The sequence below is a fragment of the Humibacter ginsenosidimutans genome, from assembly GCF_007859675.1.
Taxonomy (GTDB): domain Bacteria; phylum Actinomycetota; class Actinomycetes; order Actinomycetales; family Microbacteriaceae; genus Humibacter; species Humibacter ginsenosidimutans.
Genome location: NZ_CP042305.1, coordinates 734,549 through 756,564 on the forward strand (window position 1 = coordinate 734,549; position 22,016 = coordinate 756,564).

Consider the following 22,016-nt stretch of genomic DNA (forward strand, 5'->3'; position numbering starts at 1 on the left):
TGGCTGGCTCATTCCTGCGGAAGACGACCGGGAGGTCGTGCGGCGGATGGCGGCTCCCGCGAGCGAAAGTGCGACTCGGCGGGTGGGTGGTCCGTCATCAACTATGTCGCAGACCCCCGACATCCACGCAGATGCTCAGGAAACACGCCGTAACCGACGCCGCGCACGCGCTGGCGAGCGCATGCAGGGAGCTGCTCAGCCGTAGTAGCGCTCGAGGTAGGCGACGGCCACGACGCCGGCCTCCGCGAGCATCCGTTCGTCTCCGTCGGCCTCGCGCAGGTAGGCGCGCTCGATCAGCGTCTCGGCCATCTGGCTGGCGATGTCGAGCCGGAAGATCAGCTCGTCGCTCTGCGCGAAGCCGTAACTGGCGACGAGAATGCCTGCGACCCGCTCCGCGAACTCGTGAACATGATCGACGACCGGGGAGTCTTCGTCCACTCCGCGTACGTCTTCGAACCGCATGATGCGGAATCCCGGTTCCGTGCGGAACATGGTCGCGAACGTCGACGCGAGGGCGTCGATCGCCTCCTGCCAGGTGGCGCGGGGACTGCGTTCCAATTCGTCCGCCGCCGCGAGGCGGTAGCGCAGCACCGCCCGGTCGCGAAGCGCGTTGAGGAGCGCGATGCGGTCGGGGAAGTACCGATACACGGTGCCGATGGACGCCCCGCTGACATCGGCGACGTGCGCCGTTGTCAGCCTGTCGAATCCCACGTCGTCGACGACGACGGCCGCCGCGTCGAGAAGGGCATCGATGCGTGCGACGCTGCGCTCCTGCGCGGGCTCCACCCGCAGCGATCCGGGGTTCGACGCGTCCTGTCGTCCGATCAGAATCTCTTCGATCATCTGCAGTCAGCTCCTTCTCCCGTGCCCGTCGATGCGCACAGATCGATCACGCGCATCGAAACCGACGGTAGTCGACAGAACTTCGGATTCCCAGGGCGTCCGTCGTGCTTCTTCGTCATCGCCGGCCCGTGAAAGACTGTACCGATGGCCCGACGTCCCCGCACCGAGCAGCGCATGCATCGCGCTGCGCGCATCGAGGACGCCTTCCACGCTCTGCGCGCACGTCGGGCGCTCAGGCGCGGCTATCTGCCCACGGTCCTCTCTTATCCGTGCTACGGCACGACCGAGTGGATCCGCGTGCTCGGCCGGGTGGTGCTGGCCAAGGATCCCCGCCCCGGGTCGCGCGCAGAGCGCACCAATCGCAAGCGCGAAGAGAGCGTGCGGGGCTGGCGAAGCTTCGTGAGCGTGCCGTACAGCGCCTCCGATGTGATCGTCGAGGTGGACGGCACGACGCACACGGTGCATCCGGATCGCGGGGGCGTCGTCGACGAGGTCATTCCCGTGCGACTCGAGCCGGGCATCCACTGGGTGTCGTTGCGGGCAGGGCGCAGCGGGCAGGTCGCCTCCTCACCCGTGCAGATCATCGGCGACGACGTGACCTTCGGCATCCTCTCCGATGTCGACGACACGGTGATGGTCACCGCGCTGCCGCGGCCGCTGCTCGCGGCCTGGAACACGTTCGTTCTCGACGAGCACGCCCGCGTTCCCACGCCGGGGATGGCGGTGCTGCTCGAACGACTCGCGTCGTCGCATCCGGACTCCCCCGTGCTCTATCTGTCGACAGGCGCGTGGAACGTTGCACCAGCGGTGACACGGTTCCTCGAGCGCAACCTCTTCCCGCCCGGTGCGCTCCTGCTGACCGACTGGGGCCCGACGCACGACAGGCTGTTCCGCAGCGGCGTCGAGCACAAGGAGCAGAGCCTGCGCCGGCTCGCCCGCGAGTTCCCCTCGGTGAAGTGGCTCCTCGTCGGAGACGACGGCCAGCATGACGAGGAGATCTACGCGCGCTTCGCGCAGGCCCACCCGCAGAACGTGGCCGCCGTCGCCATCCGACAGCTGTCGACGACGGAGTCCGTGCTCGCCGGCGGACGTTCCAAGGCCGAGAAGCACAGTCAGACGAGCGGTGTCCCGTGGGTCTACGGCGCCGACGGGGCCGATCTGCTCGCGCAGCTGGTGGCGGTGGGCATTCGCGCCTGATCCCGAGGCGCCGTCGGCCGTGCCTGCGATGATCGAGGCTCGAACGAAAGGATGCCCATGCCGCGCACCGAGATCGATCTGCGTCGTCGGAGGCTCCGATCGCAGCTGCTCGCGCCGCAAGCCGGCACGGCCCTTGACGTGGTGCAACGGCTCGGCGCTCTCCAGGCGCAGAACAGGGCGTCTGCTCTGCTGGCCATCGGCGTGCGAGCGCGAGACTCCACGATCGGGGACGTCGAGCGACTCTTCGACGACGGGCTCGCGCTCCGGTCCTGGACCATGCGCGGAACACTCCATGTCGTCGCAACGCCCGATCTGCCGTGGATGCTCGGCCTCACTGCAGCACGACAGCGCGCCGCCGTGGCGCATGAAGCACGCCGGCGAGGCATCGAGGGTTCGGACTTCGACCGCGCCGCAGAGATCATCCACCGTCGAGTCGTCGACGGCGGTCCCGCCACTCGAGCCGAGGCGGTCGACGCTCTCGTCGCGGCGGGCATCGACGTCGGGGACGAGCAGGCCTATCGCTACATCCGCGATGCGGCTCTTCGGGGCCTCGTGGCGTGGGGACCGATGCGCGGACGACAGCCGCTTCTCGTCACGGTGTCGCCGGCCGCGGACCTCGATCGCGACGAGGCGCTTGGCCGATTCATCACGACGTATCTCGCGGGCCACGGACCTGCCACGGTGCGCGACTTCGCGTGGTGGTCGGGCCTCACGCTCACCGACGCCCGTCGTGCGCTGCTGGTCGCCGGCTCCGAGATCGAACGCTGGAACGATCACGACGATGAGCCGCTGCTGATCACGGCGTCATCGACGGACGACACGACTGACGACGATCGCCGCACTCTCCGGTCCGTGCCTGCCTGGGACGAGTACGTGCTCGGCTACCGCGACCGTTCGCACGTGCTCGCCCCCGAGTTCGCACCCCGGGTCTCCCCCAGCGGCAACGGCGTCTTCCTGCCCACGATCCTCAGCGACGGTGCCGTCGCCGGGACATGGTCGTACACGCTCGCCGGCGGGGAACTCACGGTGGCGAGCGAGCCGTTCACCGGGCTGACGGCATCCGAACAGCGTCGATTCGCATCGAGCGCGACGCAGGTCGCCCGGTTCTTCGGTCTCTCCGTCGCGTGACGCCGTTCAGCCCTTGACGGCGCCGCCCAGGCCACCGCCGCGCAGGAACGTGCGCTGGAAGATCAAGAAGATCACGACCGGGATGAGCGTCGCGATCGTGAGCGCGGCGAGGTACACCCCGAGATCGGTCGACGACTGGATCTGCGGCAACCGCACCGACAGCGGCTGGATGCCGATGTCGGTCAGCACGAGGTTCGGCCACAGGAAATCCGCCCACGCCGCGTTGATCGCGAAGACCGACACGACGCCGAGGATCGGCTTCGACATCGGCAGCACGACCGACCAGAACAGCCGGAACGTGCCGGCGCCGTCGGTCTTCGCCGCCTCGAACACCTCCCGAGGGAGGCTGTCGAAGAACCGCATCACGAGCAGCACGTTGAACGCACTCGCGCCCGCCGGCAGCCACACCGCCCAGAACGTGTTGATCAGCGAGTGCCCGATGAGCGGAGGATGCAGCACCGTGAGATAGAGCGGAACGAGGAGCACGACGGCGGGCACGAAGAGCGTCGCGAGCACGAGGCCGCTGATGATCTTGCCGTATCTCGGCTTGAGCACCGAGAGTGCGAATCCGCCGGTGGTCGCCACGAGCATCTGCACCGCCCACTCGCCGACGGCCATCCAGATGGTGTTGAAGAAGTAGTTTCCGATCTGCACGTCGTTCCACGCCTTGGCGATGTTCGACCAGGCGAAGCCGTTCGGGAACAGCGCGAGCGGGTGGGAGAGCGTGTCCTGTGTCGGGGTGACCGCTGACTTCAACAGCCACAGCAGGGGAAGCAGGCCGATCACGACAAGCAGGATCCCGAGCACCACGTTGAAGGTGGTGCCCACGATCCTGACATGCGGACGTCGCCAGTCGGCGGCCGACAGGATGCCCCGATCTGCGGCATCCGAGACGGCTTTGAGCTTCGTGCGCGGCGCTGCCTTGAGTTCCGTGGTGTCAGACAACGAGAGTTCGGAGGGCGCTGTGGTCGTCAATTGTCGCTCCATCTCGAGGTGACGCGGAAATACACGATGGACAGGATGGCCAGGAACACGGCGAGCATGAGGCTGAGTGCGGTCGCCTGGCCGTACGCGCCGCCCAGCGACTGAGTGAAGGCGTACTGGTAGATCAGCAGCAGAATCGTGGTCGTCGAGTTGACCGGTCCACCGCTGGTGAAGAGGAAGGGCTGCAGGAACACCTGCGCCGTGGCGATGATCTGCAGGATGAGCGTGATGAAGAGGATGCCCCGCAGCTGCGGCAGCGTCACGTGCCAGATCTTGCCCCAGATCGAGGCCCCATCGACCTCCGCGGCGTCGTAGAGGTCGGGCGACACCGACGTCAGTGCGGCGAGATAGATGATGATCGTGCCGCCCGCACCGGCCCACGTGGCTTCGAGCACCAGTGATGGCATCGCTGTCGCGGCATCCTGGATCCAGGGCTGCGGCGGGATGCCCACCCAGCCGAGGATGGTGTTGAACACGCCGTCGGCGCTGGCATCGTAGAAGATCTTCCATAGCAGCACCGAGACCACCGGCGGGATCACCACCGGCAGATAGGCCAGCACGCTGTAGAAGCCCTTCATGCGTTTCACTTCGCTCATCAGCACGGCGGCCACGAGTGGAATCGGATACCCGAACAGCAGGGCCAGCACGGCGAAGTAGGCGGTGTTGCGCACGGCGGTCCAGAACACCGGGTCTTGGAACACCGCCACGAAGTTGTCCCAGCCGACGAAGACCGCCGGCGCGACGAGGTTGGTCTTCTGAAAGCTCATGACCACGGCTTCGACGATCGGAGTCCACGAGAAGACGCCGAAGATGATCAGCAGCGGCAGAAGAAAGAGAAGGGTGGTGAGCCCGCCGCGCTGCACCCAGGTGAGGGGATTGTGGCGGCGCTTCGGGCGTTCGGGACGTGCGCTTGTCGGTGTGACTGCGCTCTCAACGGTCATCGGTGATTGCTCTCATGTGGCGGCGCACCGCCGGGTCGCCGACCGATTCGGCCGACGACCCGGCTGCGTTCCTGTTCGATGCTGCTACTTGCTGTCCGCGTCGATCATGGCCTGGATCTTGGTATCCACACCCTTCAGCAACGTGTCGACGTCGGCGTTCTTGTTGGTCAGGACCGCCTGCACCACCGGATCGAGGGCCGCGTAGAGATCCTGGGTGTGCGCCGGGGGCTCCGGCACGATCTTCTGGTCGAAGATGCCGTCGGTGAACGGCTTCAGGTTCGCGACCGGAATGTTGTCGTACGGCTTGATCCACTCCTGGTTCTGTTCCCAGGTCGCCTTGTCGAACACCGGCAGAGTCGGGGCGTTCACGGCCTGCTTGCCCTTCGCGAGCGTCTTCGCGTTGTTCACCGCCGCCGTCTTGTCCACGGTCGGCTGCGTGCGGTAGAAGTCGATCCACTTCACCGCGGCAGCGACCTGGGCGGGCGAATCCTTCACGTTGACGACATCCACGTTGCCGCCGGAGAGGATTCCGGCGTTCGAATCGCTCGACAGCGGGAAGGTCGTGACGCCGTACTTGTTCTGATCGAAGCCGTTCGTCTGCATGAGCGAGCCGACCACGTCGGAGCCGCTCATGTACATCGCGATCTTGCCGGACGCGAAGCCCTGGTTGATGCCGGCCCAGTCCCAGAGGAAGTTGCTGCCCATGGCGTTGTCGTCCCAGCGCAGCTTCTTCAGCCAGGCAAGAGCCTGCTTGGTCGTCGCGTTGTCCGTGTCGACGGTCACCTTTCCGTCGGAACCGACCTTCTCCAGCCGTCCGCCGAGCGCCTGAACCGCGGTGGCCAGCTCCCACCCGCCGGTGCCGCCGCTGGTCATCTGCATGTAGCCGGCGACGCCAGGCACCTTCTGCGAGATGATCTTCGCGTCCTGCTCGATCTCGTCGAGAGTCGTCGGCGGCTTGTCGGGATCGAGGCCGGCCTGCTTGAAGATGTCACGGTTGTACGACAGGGCCATCGCGTACGGACCCCACGGGATGCCGTAGATGTGACCGTTGTTGCCCGTCGCGACGTCGAGAACGTTCTTGTTCCACTTCTTCGCCGTCGACGTCTGATCGAAGGGCTTGGTGATGTCGGCGAGCTGACCGTTGTTGGCGAGCGTCTTCGAGTCGGTGAACGGAACGTTGAACACGTCGGGCAGCGTGCCGCCCGCAAGTTCGGCCGCGAAGGTCGTGCTCGTCCACTGGTACTCGATGGCTTTGACCTTGATCTTCGGGTACTTCTTCTCGAACTGCTCGACCCGCTTGTGCAGGGCGCTCAGGGCGTCGGCGGTGGCGCCGGGCAGCACCGGTGCGACCACGAGATTGACGGTCCCGTCGTCGGAGCCGCCGCTGCTCGACGAGCATCCGCTGAGGATGCCCACGCCGACCAGGGCCGCGACCGCGACGGCCGCGATCTTTCCTGGTGACTTCATTGTCTTGTCCTTTCGAAGGTGTTCGGTGGGGTGTTTCACGTTGTTCCGTGCTCGGTGCTCAGGCACGGATCTCCGGCGGTACGTGCTGTGTTCGTAGCCATGCCGTGGAGTCTGGAGGCAGCAGACCGCCGTCGAGCGGGCTGCTGGAGAGGAGGATTCCGCCGTTCTCGGGCAATTCGATGCCGTGCGCGGACAGGTTCGTGATGCTCAGGAACTCGCTGCCGCGTTCGAAGGCGAGCAGGCCCGCACCGAGATCGCGCCAGGCGAATCCGGTGTCGGATGCCCGGTTCAGCGTGCGGCGCATCCGCAGCGCCTGCCGGTAGAGCCAGAGCATCGACGAGGGGTCGGCCTGCTGTGCCTGCACCGTGAGCGACGCCCACTCCGCGGGCTGGGGCAGCCACGGAGTGGCCCTCGCGCCGTCGGGGCTGAACCCGAACGGTGACGCCGTTCCGCTCCAGGGCAGGGGCACGCGGCATCCATCGCGCCCCGGATCGACGCCCCCTGAGCGGAAGTGCATCGGGTCTTCGAGAAGTTCCTCCGGAATCTCCTCAGCCTCGGGCAGTCCGAGCTCGTCGCCCTGGTAGATATAGAGCGCACCGGGCAGTGCCGCGGTGAGCAGCGCCGCGGCACGGGCACGTCGGGTGCCGACCGCCAGATCGGTGGGCGTTCCCGCACGCTTCTTCGCGAACGCGAACGACGAGTCGGCGCGACCGTAGCGCGTGACGGGGCGCGTCACGTCGTGGTTCGAGAGCACCCAGGTCGACGGAGCGTCCACAGGAGCGTGCGCCGCCAATGTCGCGTCGATCGACTCGCGCAGCTCGGCAGCGTCCCACGGACGCGCCAGGAAGTCGAAGTTGAAGGCAGTGTGAAGCTCGTCGGCGCGCAGGTACTTCGCGAACCTGTCGATGTCGGGCAGCCAGATCTCGCCGACCAGCACCCGGGTGCCGGGATAGGAATCGGCGATCGCCCGCCACCCGCGGTAGATGTCGTGCAGTTCGTCTCTGTCCTGCGTGGGATGCTCGCCCGCGCCAGGTGTCGCAGGCACCTCGGGCAGGGAGTCGTCCTTCACCAGCAGCGCCGCGGAATCGATGCGCACGCCGCCGACGCCGCGATCGAACCAGAACCTCAGAACGTCCTCGTGCATACGGCGCACGTCGGGGTGATTCCAGTTCAGGTCGGGCTGCTGCGGGGTGAACAGGTGGAGATACCACTCCCCCGGCGTTCCATCGGGATTCGTCGTCCGGGTCCAGGTCTCACCCGAGAAGTTCGACTCCCACCGAGTGGGCATCTCGGCACCGTCGGCGCCCTTGCCCGCATGGAACCAGAACCGTTCCCGCTCCGGCGAGCCGGGTCCGGCCGCCAGAGCGGCCTGGAACCACGGATGCCGGTCGGAGATGTGGTTCGGCACCACGTCGATGATGGTGCGGATTCCGAGAGCGAGTGCATCCTGGATCAGTCTCTCGGCCTCCTCCAGAGTGCCGAATCTCGGATCGATCGATGTGTAGTCGGCAACGTCATAGCCGCCGTCCGCCAGCGGAGACGCGTACCAGGGCGTGAACCAGATCGCGTCAACGCCGAGGTCCTTCAGATAGCCGAGGTGCCTGCGCACACCGGCCAGGTCGCCGATGCCGTCGCCGTTGCCGTCGGCGAAGCTGCGCGGGTAGATCTGATAGATCGCCGCGCTGCGCCACCACAGCGGGTCGTCGTTCGACGGCGTCGGGCGCCGGGCGGGGATGCCGTGCGGCGCGACATCGGTCTGGCGTGCCGTTGGCCGATCGGCGACGGAGGAGACGTCCACGCAGAGCTGCCTTTCCAGGGTCGGCGGCAGCCGGCCGAGCGAGGCGGCGGTGCCGAGAAAACGGGTGCGATCGCCGGTCTGTTCGGGGTTCGATCCCGGCGCTGACCCAAAAGTAGCTATCTCGACAAAATGACGCAAGAACTAAACAAAGAGTAATTGGCTTGCGCACTCTTGCGTGTCATTGCGCGCCACGCGGGCGAAGGATCAGTGCGCAACCGGCCCCGTGGATGCCCGCACGACGAGCTCCGGTTCGAACAGGAACTCGTCGATCGACGGACGTTCTCCGATCATCTGCGCCGTCAGCAGCTCCATCACCATGCGCCCCATCGGCTCGATGGGCTGCCGAACGGTGGTCAACGGCGGCTCCACGCATCCCATCAGCGCGGAGTCGTCGTATCCGACGACCGAGACATCCTGCGGCACCCTGAGGCCCGCGCGCCGCACGGCCCTGATGACGCCGAGCGCCAGCGGGTCGCTCGCGCACACGATGGCCGTCACCCCCGTCGACAGCAGTTTGGCCGCTGCAGCCTGCCCGGCCTCGAGCGAGTACAGGGAACGTACGACGAGCGAATCGTCGAAGTCGACGGATGCCCCGGTCAGCTCGTCCTTCGCCGCCTGGTACTTGCGCGCCGACGGCACGTGGTCGCGCGGGCCGAGCACGAACCCGATGCGCGTGTGCCCCAGTTGGAGCAGGTGTCGCACGGCGAGCTGCGTGGCGACCCCGTCGTCGCACGACACGGTCGGGAAGCCGATTCCCTCGATCGGCGCACTCACGAGCACTGTGGGGAGGTCGACTTCGCGCAGCTTCTCGTAGTGGTCGTGAGCGGCGAGCTCCTGCGTGTAGAGCCCTCCAGCGAACACGACGCCCGAGACCTGCTGCTGCAGGAGCAGGTCGATGTAGTCGGCCTCGGTGACGCCGCCAGCGGTCTGTGTGCAGAGCACCGGCGTATAGCCGTTCTGTGCAAGGGCACCCCCGACAACCTCGGCGAACGCCGGGAAGATCGGATTGGAGAGTTCCGGGAGCACGAGCCCGACCAGCCGAGCACGCTCCCCCTGAGCTTGGTCGGACGTTCGTAGCCCAACACGTCCAGTGCGGTCAGCACCGCCTGCCGCGTGGCATCGCTCACGCCGGGCTTCTCGTTGAGCACACGACTCACCGTCGCCTCGCTCACTCCGACTTTGCGTGCCACCTCGGCCAGCCGTTTCGCCATGCCTCGATCATACGCAAGGCATTGCAGTTCAACGCAAGAACCAGACATCCACCGACCCGAATTACTGCGACACCCGGATCACGGCGCCCATGCGCTTAGATGTCTCCATGCCGAAGGCGGTGAAGGCGCTCGCCATGGCGAGCCACCCCGGCCCTGCTCTCGTGGTGACCGCCGTCGCCGTGCTGCTCGGCGTGGGGATCGGATCCCCTCCACCGATGCTCGCCCTCCTGGGTGGCGCTCTGCTCAGCGATCAGCTCTCGGTCGGCTGGTGCAACGACGCCGTCGATGCGCCTCGCGACCGGGCGGTGGCGCGCCGGGACAAGCCTGTGGCGCAAGGGCTCATCTCCCGGAGAACCGTGGCGGTCGCCGCACTGAGCGCGTTCGCCGTCGCACTTCTTCTCACCGTCCCGCTCGGCGCTGCCGCGCTGATCACGCACGCTGTCGCACTGCTCAGTGCCTGGAGCTACAACCTGTGGCTCAAGCGCACGCCGGCGTCGGTCATCCCCTACATGGTGAGCTTCGGGCTGCTCCCGGCCATCGTGACGCTTGCGAACCCCGAGCCCAGGTGGCCGGCGTGGTGGGCCACCGTCGCCGGATGCCTGTTCGGCGCCGCCGCCCACTTCACAAACGTGCTCCCCGACCTCGAAGAGGACAGCGCGACCGGGGTTCGCGGGCTGGGACACCTCCTCGGACCCCGCGTCGGCGGTCTCGTCTCCTTCGCGCTGCTCGGCCTCGCAGCGGTGGTCATCGGGTGGGGCGCCGTCGGCGACGGTCTTCAGGGCTGGCCGGCCTACGTGGTGATCATCGCGGCAGCCGTGACCATATCGGTCGCTGCCTTCGGCACGCTCCTCACGGTGCGTGGCGTGCGCACGCGATTGCTCATGCGGCTCATCATGGGCAGCGCGGTGCTCGAGGTCATCGCCCTCGTCGCTGCCGGGTCTGTGCTGTCGGGACCGTCCTTGTAGGAATCGACGCGACCTGCCCTGTCGTCGAGGTCGGAAGCGCTTGCCGTGCGGCAGCAGTGTCGGGATGACGGCGATTGACGATGCCGATCGCCGAGACGACTCCCCCTGCCACGAGCAGCATGACGCAGACCAGCAGGATCCGGCGCAGCCCCTGCTGTCCGAGAGGTCCTGCGATGATCACTCCTGCGAAGGCCACTGCGACCAGTCCGCCGATGCGCGACACCGCGTTGTTGACGGCAGAGCCGACACCGGCGTGCTCGGCCGGAATCGATCCGAGGATGGCCGCGGTCAGCGGAGCGACGGTGATGGAGAGCCCGAGACCGAAGAGCAGGATGCCGGGCAGCACCTGCAGCCAGTAGTCGACGTGCGTGCCCATCGTCAGCATCAGCGCGTAACCACCGGCCGCCACGATGGGGCCGACGGACATGAACAGGCGCGGCCCGTACTTGCCGGAGAGCGCACCGAACCGGCCGGACAACGCGAGCATCACGACCGTCGACGGAATCAGAGCCAGGCCGGCCAGCGTCGCGGGCCATCCCGCCACTTCCTGCAGGTAGATGCCCACGATCAGCGTGCCGAGTGAGAGCGCGGCGTAGATCACGAGCGTGGCGAGATTGCCCACGCCGAAATTGCGAACGCGGAAGAGACCGAACGGCAGCATGGGCTGTCCCGACCGCAGCTCGACGATCGCGAACGCGGCGAGGCACAGGCATCCCGCCAGGCCGACCCCCCAGACCAGAGGGTCGGACCAGCCCACCTGGCCTTGTTCGATGAGCGCGAAGACGACACCGCCGAGTCCCAGCGCACCGAGCGCCGCCCCCGCGTAGTCGATGTGGCCGTGAGCATGTTCGCCCTCCAGCTTCACGCGCCAGAGGATGACGATGGTCACCGCGATGGGCAGCGGGTTGATCGCGAACACCCACCGCCACGACAACGTGTCGACGAACAGCCCGCCGAGCAGTGGTCCCGCGAGCATGGCGGCCGACGTCCACGCCGTCCACCGGCCGATCGCCTTCGGCTGATCGTTCTCATCGAACACCTGGATGATGAGTGCCAGCGAGCTCGGCACGAGAAGTGCACCCGCGACACCCTGGATCGCGCGGAAGACGACGAGCGAGACACCGTCCGGCGCCAGCGCGCATGCGACGGATGCCAGGCCGAATCCGAGCAGGCCGATCATCAGGATCCGCTTTCGTCCGAACGCGTCGGAGAGCGAGCCAGCAAGCAGAATGAGCGCACCGAGGGTGATGAGATAGGCATCCACGACCCACTGCTGCAAGACCAGGCCGCCCCCGAGCTCGCGCTCGATCGCAGGCAGCGCCACGTTCACGACCGAGCCATCGAGGAACGCGACGAGGGATGCCAGCACCGCCACGGTGAGCACGGCGCGTTGCAGAGACGTCACCGCACCAGTGAAGCACTCTTGGCACGGTGCTGAGAGTTCATCAAGGTGCGCCATGCCGGGCACGGGTGGTGATGGTCGCCCGAGGTCTGTCTATCGTGGAGAGCGTGACTTCGCCCAGAGCACGTTCGAAGCAGCCGACAGCCGGCACCGTTCGACGCCTCCGCCTCACGGTGCTCGGCGTTGCGCTGGCCGTCGCGATCCCGCTCTCCACGGCGGCTCCGGCCTACGCCGACAGCTATCCCAGCTGGGGCGAGGTGCAGGCCGCCCAGAAGAACGCCGCGACGGCCAAGGCCGAGTACGCCAAGATCGCCGGCCTCATCGGACAGCTGCAGCAGGCCGCCTCCGTTGCAGCCGCCGACGAGCTCAAGAAGCAATACGAGTATTCGGTGGCGAAGGCCGCGCTCGATGCGCAGACCGCGAAGCTCGACTCCATCAACACGCAAGCCTCGACAGCCCAGAACGACGCGAAGCAGGCGGAAACGCAATACGGCAAGCTCGCCTCGCAGTTGTACATCTCCGGCGGCGGGAGTCTGACGGCCAAATTGCTGCTCAGCGAGACGTCGGGCAGCAAGGGCGACGACAGCAACCTGCTCGATCAGCTGGGCGCAGTCAGCCAGCTCACCGATCACATCGCCCAGCTGCAGTCCTACGCCAAGCAGAAGCAGAACGTGGTCACCTCCCTGCAGGCGCAGGCGAAGCAGGCCGAGAGCATCCGCACGTCGCTCGAACAGGACGCAAGCGCAAAATACCAGGCGGCCCAAGCAGCCAAGGCTGCGGCAGACGCGGCGCTGGCGACTCAGCAGAAGCAAGGCGCGATCCTCCAGGCGCAAGCGGCCTCCCTCGACAAGAAGGCGGCGGCGGTTCTCGCCGAGCACAACGCGGGAGTCGCGCGAGACGAGGCGAGACAGAATGCGCTCTCGTCGCAGCAGGGCGATGGCGGCAGCAATGCCGCCATCGGGGGCAGCTGCACGGGCGGCTGCAGCTCCGCCTCTGCTCAGGCCTACGCGCAGAGCGCGATCGGCGCGTACGGCTGGGGCTCCGACCAGTTCTCGTGCCTGGTCGACCTGTGGAATCACGAGTCGGGCTGGCAGTGGGACGCGTACAACTCCTCGAGCGCGGCATACGGTATTCCGCAGTCCTGGCCAGCCGAGAAGATGTCGTCGGCGGGGGCCGACTACATGACCAACGGCGACACGCAGATCCGTTGGGGTCTCGCATACATCTCCGCCAATTACGGCTCGCCGTGCAGTGCCTGGACGTTCGAGATGTCGCACACGCCGAACTGGTACTGAGCGCCGACGGTGAAACGCATCGGTTTCCTCACCTTCGGGCACTGGTCCGACGTGCCGGGCTCGCTCGTGCGCAGCGCCGCCGACGCGCTGAACCAGACGATCGAACTCGCCGTCGCCGCAGAAGAAGTCGGAGCGCACGGTGCTTTCGTGCGCGTGCATCACTTCGCACCCCAGCTCGCGTCGCCATTCCCGCTTCTCGCGGCCATGGCGGCCCGTACGTCGCGCATCGAACTCGGCACGGCCGTCATCGACATGCGCTACGAGAACCCGCTCTACGCGGCTGAGTCCGCCGCGGCCGCCGATCTCATCTCCGGCGGTCGGCTCCAACTCGGCATCAGTCGAGGGTCGCCGGAGCCCGCGGAGCGCGGCTACGAGTCGTTCGGCCATGTGCCGGCGAACGACGGCACGGACGCCGACATGGCCCGGGCCCACACCGAGCTGTTCCGCGCCGCGATCGCCGGCGCCCGGGTGGCGTACTCCGATCCGCTGAGCACAGGCAAGCGCGTGCCGTTGCCGATCGAGCCGCGTTCCGAGACGCTGTCCGAGCGCATCTGGTGGGGCGCCGGCAGCAGGGCGACGTCCGTATGGGCTGCCGAACAGGGGATGAACCTGATGAGCTCGACACTGCTCACCGAGGACACCGGCGTGCCCCTGGCCGAGCTGCAGGCCGAGCAGATCACCGTCTTCCGTGCCGCGTGGACGGCGGCGGGGCACCAGCGCGAGCCGCGCGTGTCGGTCTCGCGTAGCATCCTGCCGATCATCGACGATCAGACCCGTCACTACTTCGGACTCCGTGCTCAAGCGGATGCTCGTGACCAGGTCGGCTACATCGGCGGCGACCTGGCGCGGTTCGGACGCAGCTACATCGGCGAGCCCGATGTCATCGCGCGAGAGCTCGCGCAGGATGCCGCCGTGCGCGATGCCGACACGATCCTCGTGACGGTGCCCAATCAGCTCGGCGTCGACTTCAACGCTCGCATCCTCGGCTCGATCGTCACGGACATCGCACCGTCGCTCGGGTGATGCGGGCGCGGCGCCGACACCCGGCTCGCCAGACGCTCAGCGGCACAAAGGGTGGCGGTCGGTACGCTGTGCGCATGTCAGCACGCCGCCGCACGGTTCGCGCCCTTCCGACGATGCTCGTGTCGGCGGCCCTTCTCGGCGTGCTGACGGGGTGCGCGCCATCGCACGCGGCCCCGACGACCACTGCGCAGACGGCGACCGCGACGATCACGCCGACCCCCTCCCCGACGCCGACGCCGAATCCGACGCAGTCCGCGGCCTTCGCCGCGCTGCAGGTCGGTGACTGTCTCGACACCCCTGCGGGATCCGACGAATTCGAGGACACCACGTTCACCGTCGTTCTATGCGCCGCCCCCCACGTCTCCGAGCTGTTCGGGATGCCCGTCGTCGGCTCCGGTGCCTACCCGGGGACGACGGAGTCATCGCGGCGAGCGAGAACGCATGCTCCGGAATCTTCACTTCCTACGTCGGCGTGAGCGTCTACTCGACCACCTCGCTCGACTACAGCGTGTACACCCCGAGCGAAGCCGACTGGAACGCTGGACACCGTCAGGCCGGGTGTGTGATCTTCTCTCCCCCGACGGAGACCTCCTCGGCAGTGTCAAAGGAATCGGCGCGGGCACGCCGAAGCTCGCGCCATAGACTGAACACCCGGCTCAGTCGGTCTTGATCATCACGGACTTGGTCTCGAGGTACTCGTCGAGATGCTGTGCTCCGGACTCGCGCCCGTAGCCGCTCATCTTGTATCCCCCGAACGGCACCGCGGGATCCATCAGGCCGTAGCAGTTCACCCACACGGTGCCGGTGCGCAGCTCGGCGGCCACCCTGTGCGCCTTGCCCACGTCTCGCGTCCACACTCCCCCGCCGAGGCCGAAGTCGCTCGCGTTCGCCCTGCGCAGCAGATCGTCCATGTCATCGAAGGCGATCGCCGAGAGCACCGGTCCGAAGATCTCCTCCCTGGCGATGCGCATCTCGTCGCGCACGTCGGCGAACACCGTGGGCGGCACGAAGAAGCCGTTGCCGAACTCACCCTCGGTCAGTCGAGCGCCTCCGGCGACGGCGCGTGCACCTTCTTGCACGCCGAGATCGAGATATCCAGTGATGCGATCCAGCTGCTCCTTGGAGACCACCGGACCGATCTGCGTTTGCGGATCCATGCCGTTCCCGATCCGCAGCGATCGCGCGTGCTCGGCGACACGCTCGACGAACTCGTCGTAGATGTCGCGCTCCACGAACATCCTCGTGCCTGCGCTGCACACCTGCCCTGAGTTGGCGAACACGGCCATCGCGGCGCCGGGCACTGCGGCATCGAGATCGGCGTCGGAGAAGATGACGTCGGGAGACTTGCCGCCCAGCTCGAGCGACACCCTCTTCAGGTTGCCGGCCGAGGCGCGCACGATGGCCTGCCCTGTGAGATGCGACCCCGTGAACGCGATCTTGTCGACTCCGGGGTGCCCGGCCAGAGCCGCGCCCGCCGTCTCGCCGTACCCGGGCACCACATTGACGACGCCTTCGGGAACGCCCGCTTCGTGCGCGAGCTCGGCGAGCCGCAGCGCCGTCAGCGGCGCCTGCTCGGCCGGCTTGAGCACGACGGTGCACCCGGTCGCGAGCACGAGCCCGAGCTTCCACACCACGGCCGCGAGCGGCGTGTTCCACGGGATGATCGCGCCGACCACACCGACGGGCTCTTTCAGCGTGTACGAGAAGATCTCGCCAGGCAGTGAGTTGGGGATGGTCTGGCCGTGCACCACGTTCGCGAGCCCCGCGTAATAGTGCAGCATGCCCAGGACTCGCTGCCGCAGCCCTTTCGTCCGCTGCAAAGGTGCGCCCATGTCGAGCGTGTCGAGAACGGCCAGCTCGTCGAACCGCGCCTCGACGAGCTCGGCGAACCGCTCGAGCACGCGCTGCCGCTGATACGGCGAGAATCGCCGCCATGGCCCCCTCGAACGCGCGTCGCGCAGCGGCCACGGCACGGTCGATGTCAGCGGCGTCGCCCTCGGCGACCTCGGCCACGAGCTCGCCGGTCGCCGGGTTGCGGCTCTCGAACGTTCGACCGGATGCCGACGCCACGGTCGAGCCGTCGATGAACAGGCCTCGAACCTGATCGGCCGAGGTGGCGTCGGCGGCAGCATCGGCGTTGTACAGCGTGTCCACGAGGAGCGAGCCTAACCATCGATCCTACGAATCTCTTCAGGTTGGGCTGACCATCCGTGGGCTGAAGGTATGCAGCGGGTGGCGAGGCATGCAGGGTCATCGCCGCGAGACTTCCGACGTGCTCTGCCGTTCCGTGCACGGCAGGTGTGCTTCTGGCGCACGTCCCCTTCGTCGGATCCGAGTCTCAACATCATCTCGGTCGGCACCCTGGTGGTCTCCGCACTCCCGTTCGTCATCTCGTCCCTCCGCGGGCGATCTCGTCGGAAGGCTGCGGATCACGCGATCGGGCCTGAACCCGAGAGATCTCCCGCGGTGCTTCCGTGATCGTCCGACAGCACCGGATACGAAAGAACCCCTGTACTTCCGCGGAAGTACAGGGGCGTTGGTGGATCTGAGGGGACTCGAACCCCTGACCCCCTGCATGCCATGCAGGTGCGCTACCAGCTGCGCCACAGACCCAGAATGTCGCCTCCGCTTCAGCGGAGCAACCTCACCAGAGTACTACATCCGATGCCGTGACGACGAATCCGGCAGGTCATGCTTCGCTCGCCACGGGCAGCGCGAAGGGCACCGTCGGACAGTCCTTCCACAGGCGTTCGAGCGAGTAGTACACACGGTCTTCCTCGTGGAACACGTGCACGACGAGGTCACCGAAATCAAGGAGCACCCAATGGCCCTCCGAACGGCCTTCGCGGCGGATGGTCTTGGCACCCGCTTCGTTCAGCCTGTCTTCGACCTCTGCGGCGATGGCCATCACGTTGCGCTCCGAGTTGCCGGACGCGATCAGGAAGACGTCGACGAGCGGCAGGGGGCCGGACACGTCGAGTGCGACGAGATCCGTCGCTGCCTTTGAATCAGCGGCCTCGGCCGCGAGTTGCAGCAGTTCGCGCGCAGGCGCGGACGCGGTCATACGGATACCACCTCGTGGAACAGACGAAAGAGCTCGTCGAAGTGCCGACGGCTCGCACGTGAATCAGAATGCATGGAAGACATAGCCCGCGACCAGCAGGGCCGCCACGCCGATGGCCAGGAACGCCGCCGTCACGGCAAGCGCCACAGGCAGCTTGTTGCCGCGTTTGGTCGGCGGTGTGATCATGCCGCGCGTCGACGTGTGCGTCGCCACAGCCCTGCTCGCACGCACAGGTGCAACACTCGATGACGCCGGCGCGGCATCCGTCTCATCGAACAGCTTGTCGATGTCGGAGGAGTCGAAGTGATCGGGATGCTGCCCCGTCGCACCGAGCGAGCGCGGCAGGTCGATCGACCCGGTGACGATGACCTCCCCGGTGCTCGTCAAAGGAGATGTTCCAAGGCCCGCCACAGGGCTGGTGGGCAGGATCAGCGCATTCGCCGTGGTCACGCTTCCCGTCGATGCCGTGGATCGCGCACTCACCGGGTCTCCGGGCGCGGCATCGTCCCCGTTCATGGTCGACCAGTGTCCGGCAGCACGGGCTCGCAACTGCGGGTCTGTCGCCGGTCCCGTGTTCGTTTCGCCTGTCGTCGGTGCGACAGGAGCCGGTGCAGCGTGGGCGACGGGGATGGTGCGTTCCGGGGTCGGCTGCTGTGCGACGGCCGGAACCTCGGCCGGGAGTACCTGCTCTGGCGCTCGCCTCGGCGTAGGAACGGGTGCCTCGAATGATGTTGCGGCGTCGGCGGCCACCACAGGAATGTTGCCGCTGATCAGGTCCGCGAACCTGGATGCCGGCGCTGCGGCACTCGGCGTCGGATACGCGGGACGCGGGGGGCTCCGGGGCGTCGGAGGCCGCGGGAAGCGGTACCGGGCGGCTCACCGCCGCCGGTGCAGGCGCGGCCCGCTGCACATCGGCCGCCGAAGACGTGGGCTCTGCGGGCGCCACGGGCGTCGGCCACTGAGGCTGAGACTCAGGACGCGTCGTCGCAAACGGCAGCGGCATGGCGGGTGCCACCGCGGATTCCTGGGCCTCCTCCGCTGGGCGCTGCGCCTGCATCATGGCGCGCAGTTCCCTGCGCGTGAGCGGGCGATCCTCGGCCGGCACCGACGGCACGGCGCGCTGAACAGGCACGGGCTGTGCCGATTGAGGCGGTGTGGACGGCTGCGATGGCGGGGTGGGCTGCGGAGGCGTGTAGGCGACAGGCGACGTGTAGTCGGCAGGCTCCTGACGGGCGGGGGCGGGCTGCGACGGCACGGGGGCATAGGCGACCGGCGCGGGCAGGCGATCCTGGCCCGGAGCGGCGTTCGTCGGACCGCCGGCGTGCGATGCCGCCAACAGGCTGTCGAAAGCGAGGTCGTCGTAACGCGGCGCACGCGGCCGCATGGGAGCAGCCGGAGCAGGGTTCTGTGCTGTCGGTGCCGAGGCGTCTCGCTGGCTCGACGCGAAAGAGTACGGCGTCGACACCTCGGGGACCTCGCCGCCCTGGATCGGTGCATAGGTGGCCGCACGACGCGAGCCCGCCGCCGGTTCGGCGCCCGAGGTCTCGTGTTCGTGTTCAGCTGCGCGCTGACTCTCTCTCGCTTGGCGCCGCGTCTGTGGCGGCTGGTCTTGCCACGACGTCATGCCACACTCCGGTAAAGGTGATGCTTGGAGATGTACTGGACAACTCCATCGGGTACGAGATACCAGACGGGGAAACCCCGGCTGACGCGGTCCCTACAGTCGGTCGACGAGATGGCCAATGCCGGAACCTCCAACAAGCTTACGTCGCCATTGGGTAAACCCGTCACTTCGAGCAGATGTCCCGGTCGACTCACAGCGACGAAGTGCGCAAGATCCCAGAGCTCGTCGACGTCGCGCCAACTGAGGATCTGGGCGATGGCGTCAGCACCGGTGATGAAGAAAAGGTCCGCATCGGGCCGCGCCGCCTGCAGTTCGCGGAGCGTGTCGATCGTGTACGTCGGGCCGTTCCGGTCGATGTCGACTCTGCTGACCGTGAACCGCGGGTTGGATGCCGTCGCGATCACCGTCATCAGATAACGGTGCTCCGCCTCGGTCACTCGGCCCTTCTGCCACGGCTCGCCCGTCGGCACGAAGACGACCTCGTCGAGATCGAACGACTGCGCGACCTCACTGGCCGCGACGAGGTGACCATGGTGGATCGGATCGAATGTTCCACCCATGACCCCGACGCGCTCACGGCGCTGCCCGGACGGGCCGGTGGACGACGACGGCCGCATGTGACCCGTTGGTCAGTGTTCCTCGGGCCCGGGGTGACCTGCGCCATGGTGGTACGCGCCTGGCGCGCCGGCGTGCTGTGCGGCATCCGCCTCTGCCTTGTGGCTGTGGCGGTTGGCCACGTCGCGGTAGGTCCAGGTCACGAACGCGAGGACCGCGAACACGCACAAGACGACGATGCCGAGCACCCAAGGCTGCACCCCGTAAGCGTTCGAGGTTCCCTCTGCGATGGCTGCTGCAACGATCGACATGCGACTCTTTCCTTTCGCGGCGAATGCCAGGTGACAAGTCTACTCATGATGGGCGCGGTGCCGACCGCCGGGCGGTGCGGCGCGCCGCACCTCACTCGCGGATCTGGCCCGAGCCCCGAACGATCCACTTCGTGGTGGTGAGCTCCGGCAGCCCCATCGGACCTCTTGCGTGCAGCTTCTGCGTGGAGATACCCACCTCGGCGCCGAATCCGAACTCGCCGCCATCGGTGAACCTGGTCGACGCATTGACCATCACGACGGCGGAATCGACCTCGGCGAGGAACCGCTCGGCGTTGCCGAGATCGTCGGTGATGATCGACTCGGTGTGCTGCGTCGAATAGCGTCGGATGTGCTCGATGGCCTCATCGAGCGAATCGACGACGCCGACGGACACGTCGAGGCTCATGTGCTCTGTCGCCCAGTCCTCATCCGTGACGGGGATCGAATCGGGAAAGATCTCGTGAGCACGAGCATCCGCGTGCACCGTCACACCGTCTGCGCGCAGTGCCGTCAGCACGGACGGAAGCAGACGCTGCGCCGCCGCCTTGTGCACCAAAACCGTCTCGACCGCGTTGCAGACGCTGGGGCGCTGCACCTTGGCATTGCGTACGATGTCGACGGCCCAGTGCTCGTTGGCGCTCTCGTCGAGCACGATGTGCACGACTCCCGCTCCGGTCTCGATCACGGGCACGGTGGATGACTCGACCACGGTGCGAATGAGCTGTGCACTCCCCCGTGGGATCAGCACGTCGACGAGGCCTCGTGCCTGCATGAGCAGGGTTCCGCCCTCGCGGCCGAACTCGTCGACGGTCTGCACGGCATCCGCCGGAATGCCCGCCTCGGCGATCGCGCCCCTGATCACGTCGACGAGCAGGCGATTGCTCGACTCGGCCGCCCTGCCGCCCCTGAGGACGACAGCATTGCCGCTCTTGAGCGCCAGCGCTGCGATGTCGACGGTGACGTTCGGCCGCGCCTCGTAGATCACACCGACCACCCCGAACGGCACGCGCACCTGCTGGATCGACACGCCGTTCGGCAGCCTGCTGCCGCGCGTCGTCGTGCCGACGGGGTCTGGCAACGCGATGACATCGTCGACGGCGTGTGCCAGCGCCATGATGCGCCGCTCGTCGAGAGCGAGCCGATCGAGGAGTCCGGCCGAGAGCCCATTGGCCCTGCCGCGCTCCAGGTCTTCGGCGTTCGCCTCGATGATGCGACCCGCGTCGGCCAGGATCGCATCGGAGATGCGCCGCAACGCCGCGTTCTTCTGCGCGGCCGTCGCGGTCGTCAGCGGCACCGTCGCGGCCTTCGCGGCACGCAGCTTGCGCTCGAACGCGGCGACGTCCAGCGTCGCGGAGGCGGACTGGAGAACGGTGGGGGTCATCCGCCAAGTTTATGGCGTGCCGCACACCCTACGAGCGTGGTGAAGACGCTTGCGGCTCGAACCACGTGCCAACAGACTCGCCCGCGAGCGCTGATCGAACCAGGCCGGTCGACGTGATCAGCACGGCACTGCCGGATTCCGCGGCGTGCCGCGCGGCGGAGACCTTCGTGACGGCACCGCCTGTGCCGACGCCTGCCAGCGAACTCGCTCCGATCTCGACGCCGTCGAGCGGATCGCCTGCTGCGACGAAATCGATACGTTCCGCGCCGGGTTCCTGCGGCGGCTTCGTGTACAGCGCGTCGACATCCGAGAGCAGAACGAGCAGGTCAGCACCGATCAGGCTCGTCACCAGCGCGGCAAGGCGGTCGTTGTCGCCGAACCGGATCTCCTGGGTCGCGACCGTGTCGTTCTCGTTGACGATGGGCAGGATGCGCAGGTCGAGAAGCCGCTCCATCGCACGCCGTGCGTTCGACCGAGGCGTCGGATTCTCCAGATCGCCCGCCGTCAGCAGCACCTGGCCGGCGACGATGTCGTAACGGTCGAGACTGTCCTGGTAGCGATAGATGAGCACGTTCTGCCCCACCGCGGCTGCCGCCTGCTGCGTGGCGAGATCGGTGGGACGACCGTCCAGCGCCAGATACGGGATGCCCGTGGCGATGGCGCCCGACGACACGAGAACCACCTGCGTGCCGGTCGAGTGCGTCGCGGCGAGAGCATCCACGAGGGGGCCGATCTGGTGTGCGTTCTCGCCGCTGATCGACGACGACCCCACCTTGACGACGATGCGCCGCGCGGCCCGGATCATCGATCTGTCGCTGATCACCACT

The 22,016-nt window shown here is 67.3% G+C and carries 18 protein-coding genes, 1 tRNA gene and 2 pseudogenes; 6 read left to right on the top strand and 15 right to left on the bottom strand.

Translation table 11 applies throughout. From position 1 onward, the window contains the following. Positions 1–195: 195 nt before the first annotated feature. Complete coding sequence (locus FPZ11_RS03545; protein ID WP_146318430.1) at positions 196–843, bottom strand: TetR family transcriptional regulator; 648 nt, start codon at positions 841–843, stop codon at positions 196–198. A gap of 144 nt (positions 844–987) precedes the next feature. Between FPZ11_RS03545 and FPZ11_RS03550 the strand changes: the two genes are divergently transcribed. Continuing rightward, a complete protein-coding gene (locus tag FPZ11_RS03550) occupies positions 988–2,040 on the top strand; it encodes an App1 family protein phosphatidate phosphatase (RefSeq protein ID WP_246846510.1) in 1,053 nt (350 codons plus the stop codon). Positions 2,041–2,097: 57 nt separating this feature from the next. Beyond that, the gene (locus FPZ11_RS03555; RefSeq protein WP_168203728.1) at positions 2,098–3,168 is read left to right on the top strand and encodes a winged helix DNA-binding domain-containing protein; all 1,071 of its coding nucleotides are present in this window, start codon (positions 2,098–2,100) and stop codon (positions 3,166–3,168) included. Between the two features lie 6 nt (positions 3,169–3,174). On the opposite strand, the gene FPZ11_RS03560 is transcribed toward FPZ11_RS03555, so the two are convergent. The 5 genes and pseudogenes from FPZ11_RS03560 to FPZ11_RS03580 form a co-directional block, all read right to left on the bottom strand. After that, entirely contained in the window at positions 3,175–4,155 is a 981-nt protein-coding gene (locus tag FPZ11_RS03560; RefSeq protein WP_146318434.1) for a carbohydrate ABC transporter permease, read from the bottom strand. Further along, positions 4,140–5,093 carry a carbohydrate ABC transporter permease gene (locus tag FPZ11_RS03565; RefSeq protein WP_210415942.1) on the bottom strand — a complete coding sequence of 318 codons (954 nt, stop codon included), beginning with the start codon at positions 5,091–5,093 and terminating at the stop codon, positions 4,140–4,142. The genes FPZ11_RS03560 and FPZ11_RS03565 overlap by 16 nt, the downstream gene beginning before the upstream one ends. Positions 5,094–5,177: 84 nt before the next feature. Then, entirely contained in the window at positions 5,178–6,560 is a 1,383-nt protein-coding gene (locus FPZ11_RS03570; protein WP_146318436.1) for an extracellular solute-binding protein, read from the bottom strand. A gap of 58 nt (positions 6,561–6,618) precedes the next feature. Beyond that, positions 6,619–8,295 (bottom strand): glycoside hydrolase family 13 protein, encoded by a 1,677-nt coding sequence (locus FPZ11_RS03575; RefSeq protein WP_246846632.1) that lies wholly within the window; start codon positions 8,293–8,295, stop codon positions 6,619–6,621. Positions 8,296–8,562: 267 nt separating this feature from the next. Next, positions 8,563–9,569 (bottom strand): annotated as a pseudogene (locus FPZ11_RS03580) (LacI family DNA-binding transcriptional regulator). A gap of 107 nt (positions 9,570–9,676) precedes the next feature. On the opposite strand from FPZ11_RS03580, the gene FPZ11_RS03585 reads away from it, so the two are divergent. Next, positions 9,677–10,534 carry a UbiA family prenyltransferase gene (locus tag FPZ11_RS03585; protein ID WP_146318437.1) on the top strand — a complete coding sequence of 286 codons (858 nt, stop codon included), beginning with the start codon at positions 9,677–9,679 and terminating at the stop codon, positions 10,532–10,534. Here FPZ11_RS03585 and FPZ11_RS03590 read toward each other — a convergent pair. Beyond that, on the bottom strand, positions 10,485–11,939 hold the full coding sequence (locus tag FPZ11_RS03590; RefSeq protein WP_246846511.1) for an MFS transporter: 1,455 nt from the start codon (positions 11,937–11,939) through the stop codon (positions 10,485–10,487). The two genes, FPZ11_RS03585 and FPZ11_RS03590, sit on opposite strands and share 50 nt — an antisense overlap. A gap of 104 nt (positions 11,940–12,043) precedes the next feature. Between FPZ11_RS03590 and FPZ11_RS03595 the strand changes: the two genes are divergently transcribed. From FPZ11_RS03595 to FPZ11_RS19160, 3 genes are all read left to right on the top strand, one after another. Continuing rightward, positions 12,044–13,231, top strand: coding sequence for a coiled-coil domain-containing protein (locus FPZ11_RS03595; protein ID WP_146318441.1), 1,188 nt, complete (start codon positions 12,044–12,046; stop codon positions 13,229–13,231). Positions 13,232–13,240: 9 nt separating this feature from the next. Continuing rightward, positions 13,241–14,254, top strand: coding sequence for an LLM class flavin-dependent oxidoreductase (locus FPZ11_RS03600; RefSeq protein ID WP_146318444.1), 1,014 nt, complete (start codon positions 13,241–13,243; stop codon positions 14,252–14,254). Between the two features lie 74 nt (positions 14,255–14,328). Further along, positions 14,329–14,730, top strand: coding sequence for a hypothetical protein (locus FPZ11_RS19160; protein WP_168203729.1), 402 nt, complete (start codon positions 14,329–14,331; stop codon positions 14,728–14,730). Positions 14,731–14,910: 180 nt separating this feature from the next. Here the strand turns inward: FPZ11_RS19160 and FPZ11_RS03610 are convergent. The 8 genes and pseudogenes from FPZ11_RS03610 to proB form a co-directional block, all read right to left on the bottom strand. Next, positions 14,911–16,408: pseudogene (locus tag FPZ11_RS03610) on the bottom strand (aldehyde dehydrogenase family protein). Between the two features lie 383 nt (positions 16,409–16,791). After that, a tRNA-Ala gene (locus FPZ11_RS03615) sits at positions 16,792–16,867 on the bottom strand. Positions 16,868–16,943: 76 nt separating this feature from the next. Beyond that, entirely contained in the window at positions 16,944–17,318 is a 375-nt protein-coding gene (gene rsfS / locus FPZ11_RS03620; RefSeq protein ID WP_146318446.1) for a ribosome silencing factor, read from the bottom strand. A gap of 63 nt (positions 17,319–17,381) precedes the next feature. Then, on the bottom strand, positions 17,382–17,834 hold the full coding sequence (locus FPZ11_RS03625; RefSeq protein ID WP_146318448.1) for a hypothetical protein: 453 nt from the start codon (positions 17,832–17,834) through the stop codon (positions 17,382–17,384). A gap of 1,104 nt (positions 17,835–18,938) precedes the next feature. After that, entirely contained in the window at positions 18,939–19,559 is a 621-nt protein-coding gene (nadD, locus tag FPZ11_RS03630) for a nicotinate-nucleotide adenylyltransferase (protein WP_146318450.1), read from the bottom strand. Positions 19,560–19,571: 12 nt separating this feature from the next. After that, complete coding sequence (locus FPZ11_RS03635) at positions 19,572–19,808, bottom strand: hypothetical protein (protein WP_146318452.1); 237 nt, start codon at positions 19,806–19,808, stop codon at positions 19,572–19,574. A 91-nt stretch (positions 19,809–19,899) separates the two neighbouring features. Then, a complete protein-coding gene (locus tag FPZ11_RS03640) occupies positions 19,900–21,189 on the bottom strand; it encodes a glutamate-5-semialdehyde dehydrogenase (protein WP_146318454.1) in 1,290 nt (429 codons plus the stop codon). Positions 21,190–21,217: 28 nt separating this feature from the next. After that, on the bottom strand, positions 21,218–21,994 hold the full coding sequence (gene proB / locus FPZ11_RS03645) for a glutamate 5-kinase (RefSeq protein WP_437438635.1): 777 nt from the start codon (positions 21,992–21,994) through the stop codon (positions 21,218–21,220). Between the last annotated feature and the right edge of the window lie 22 nt (positions 21,995–22,016).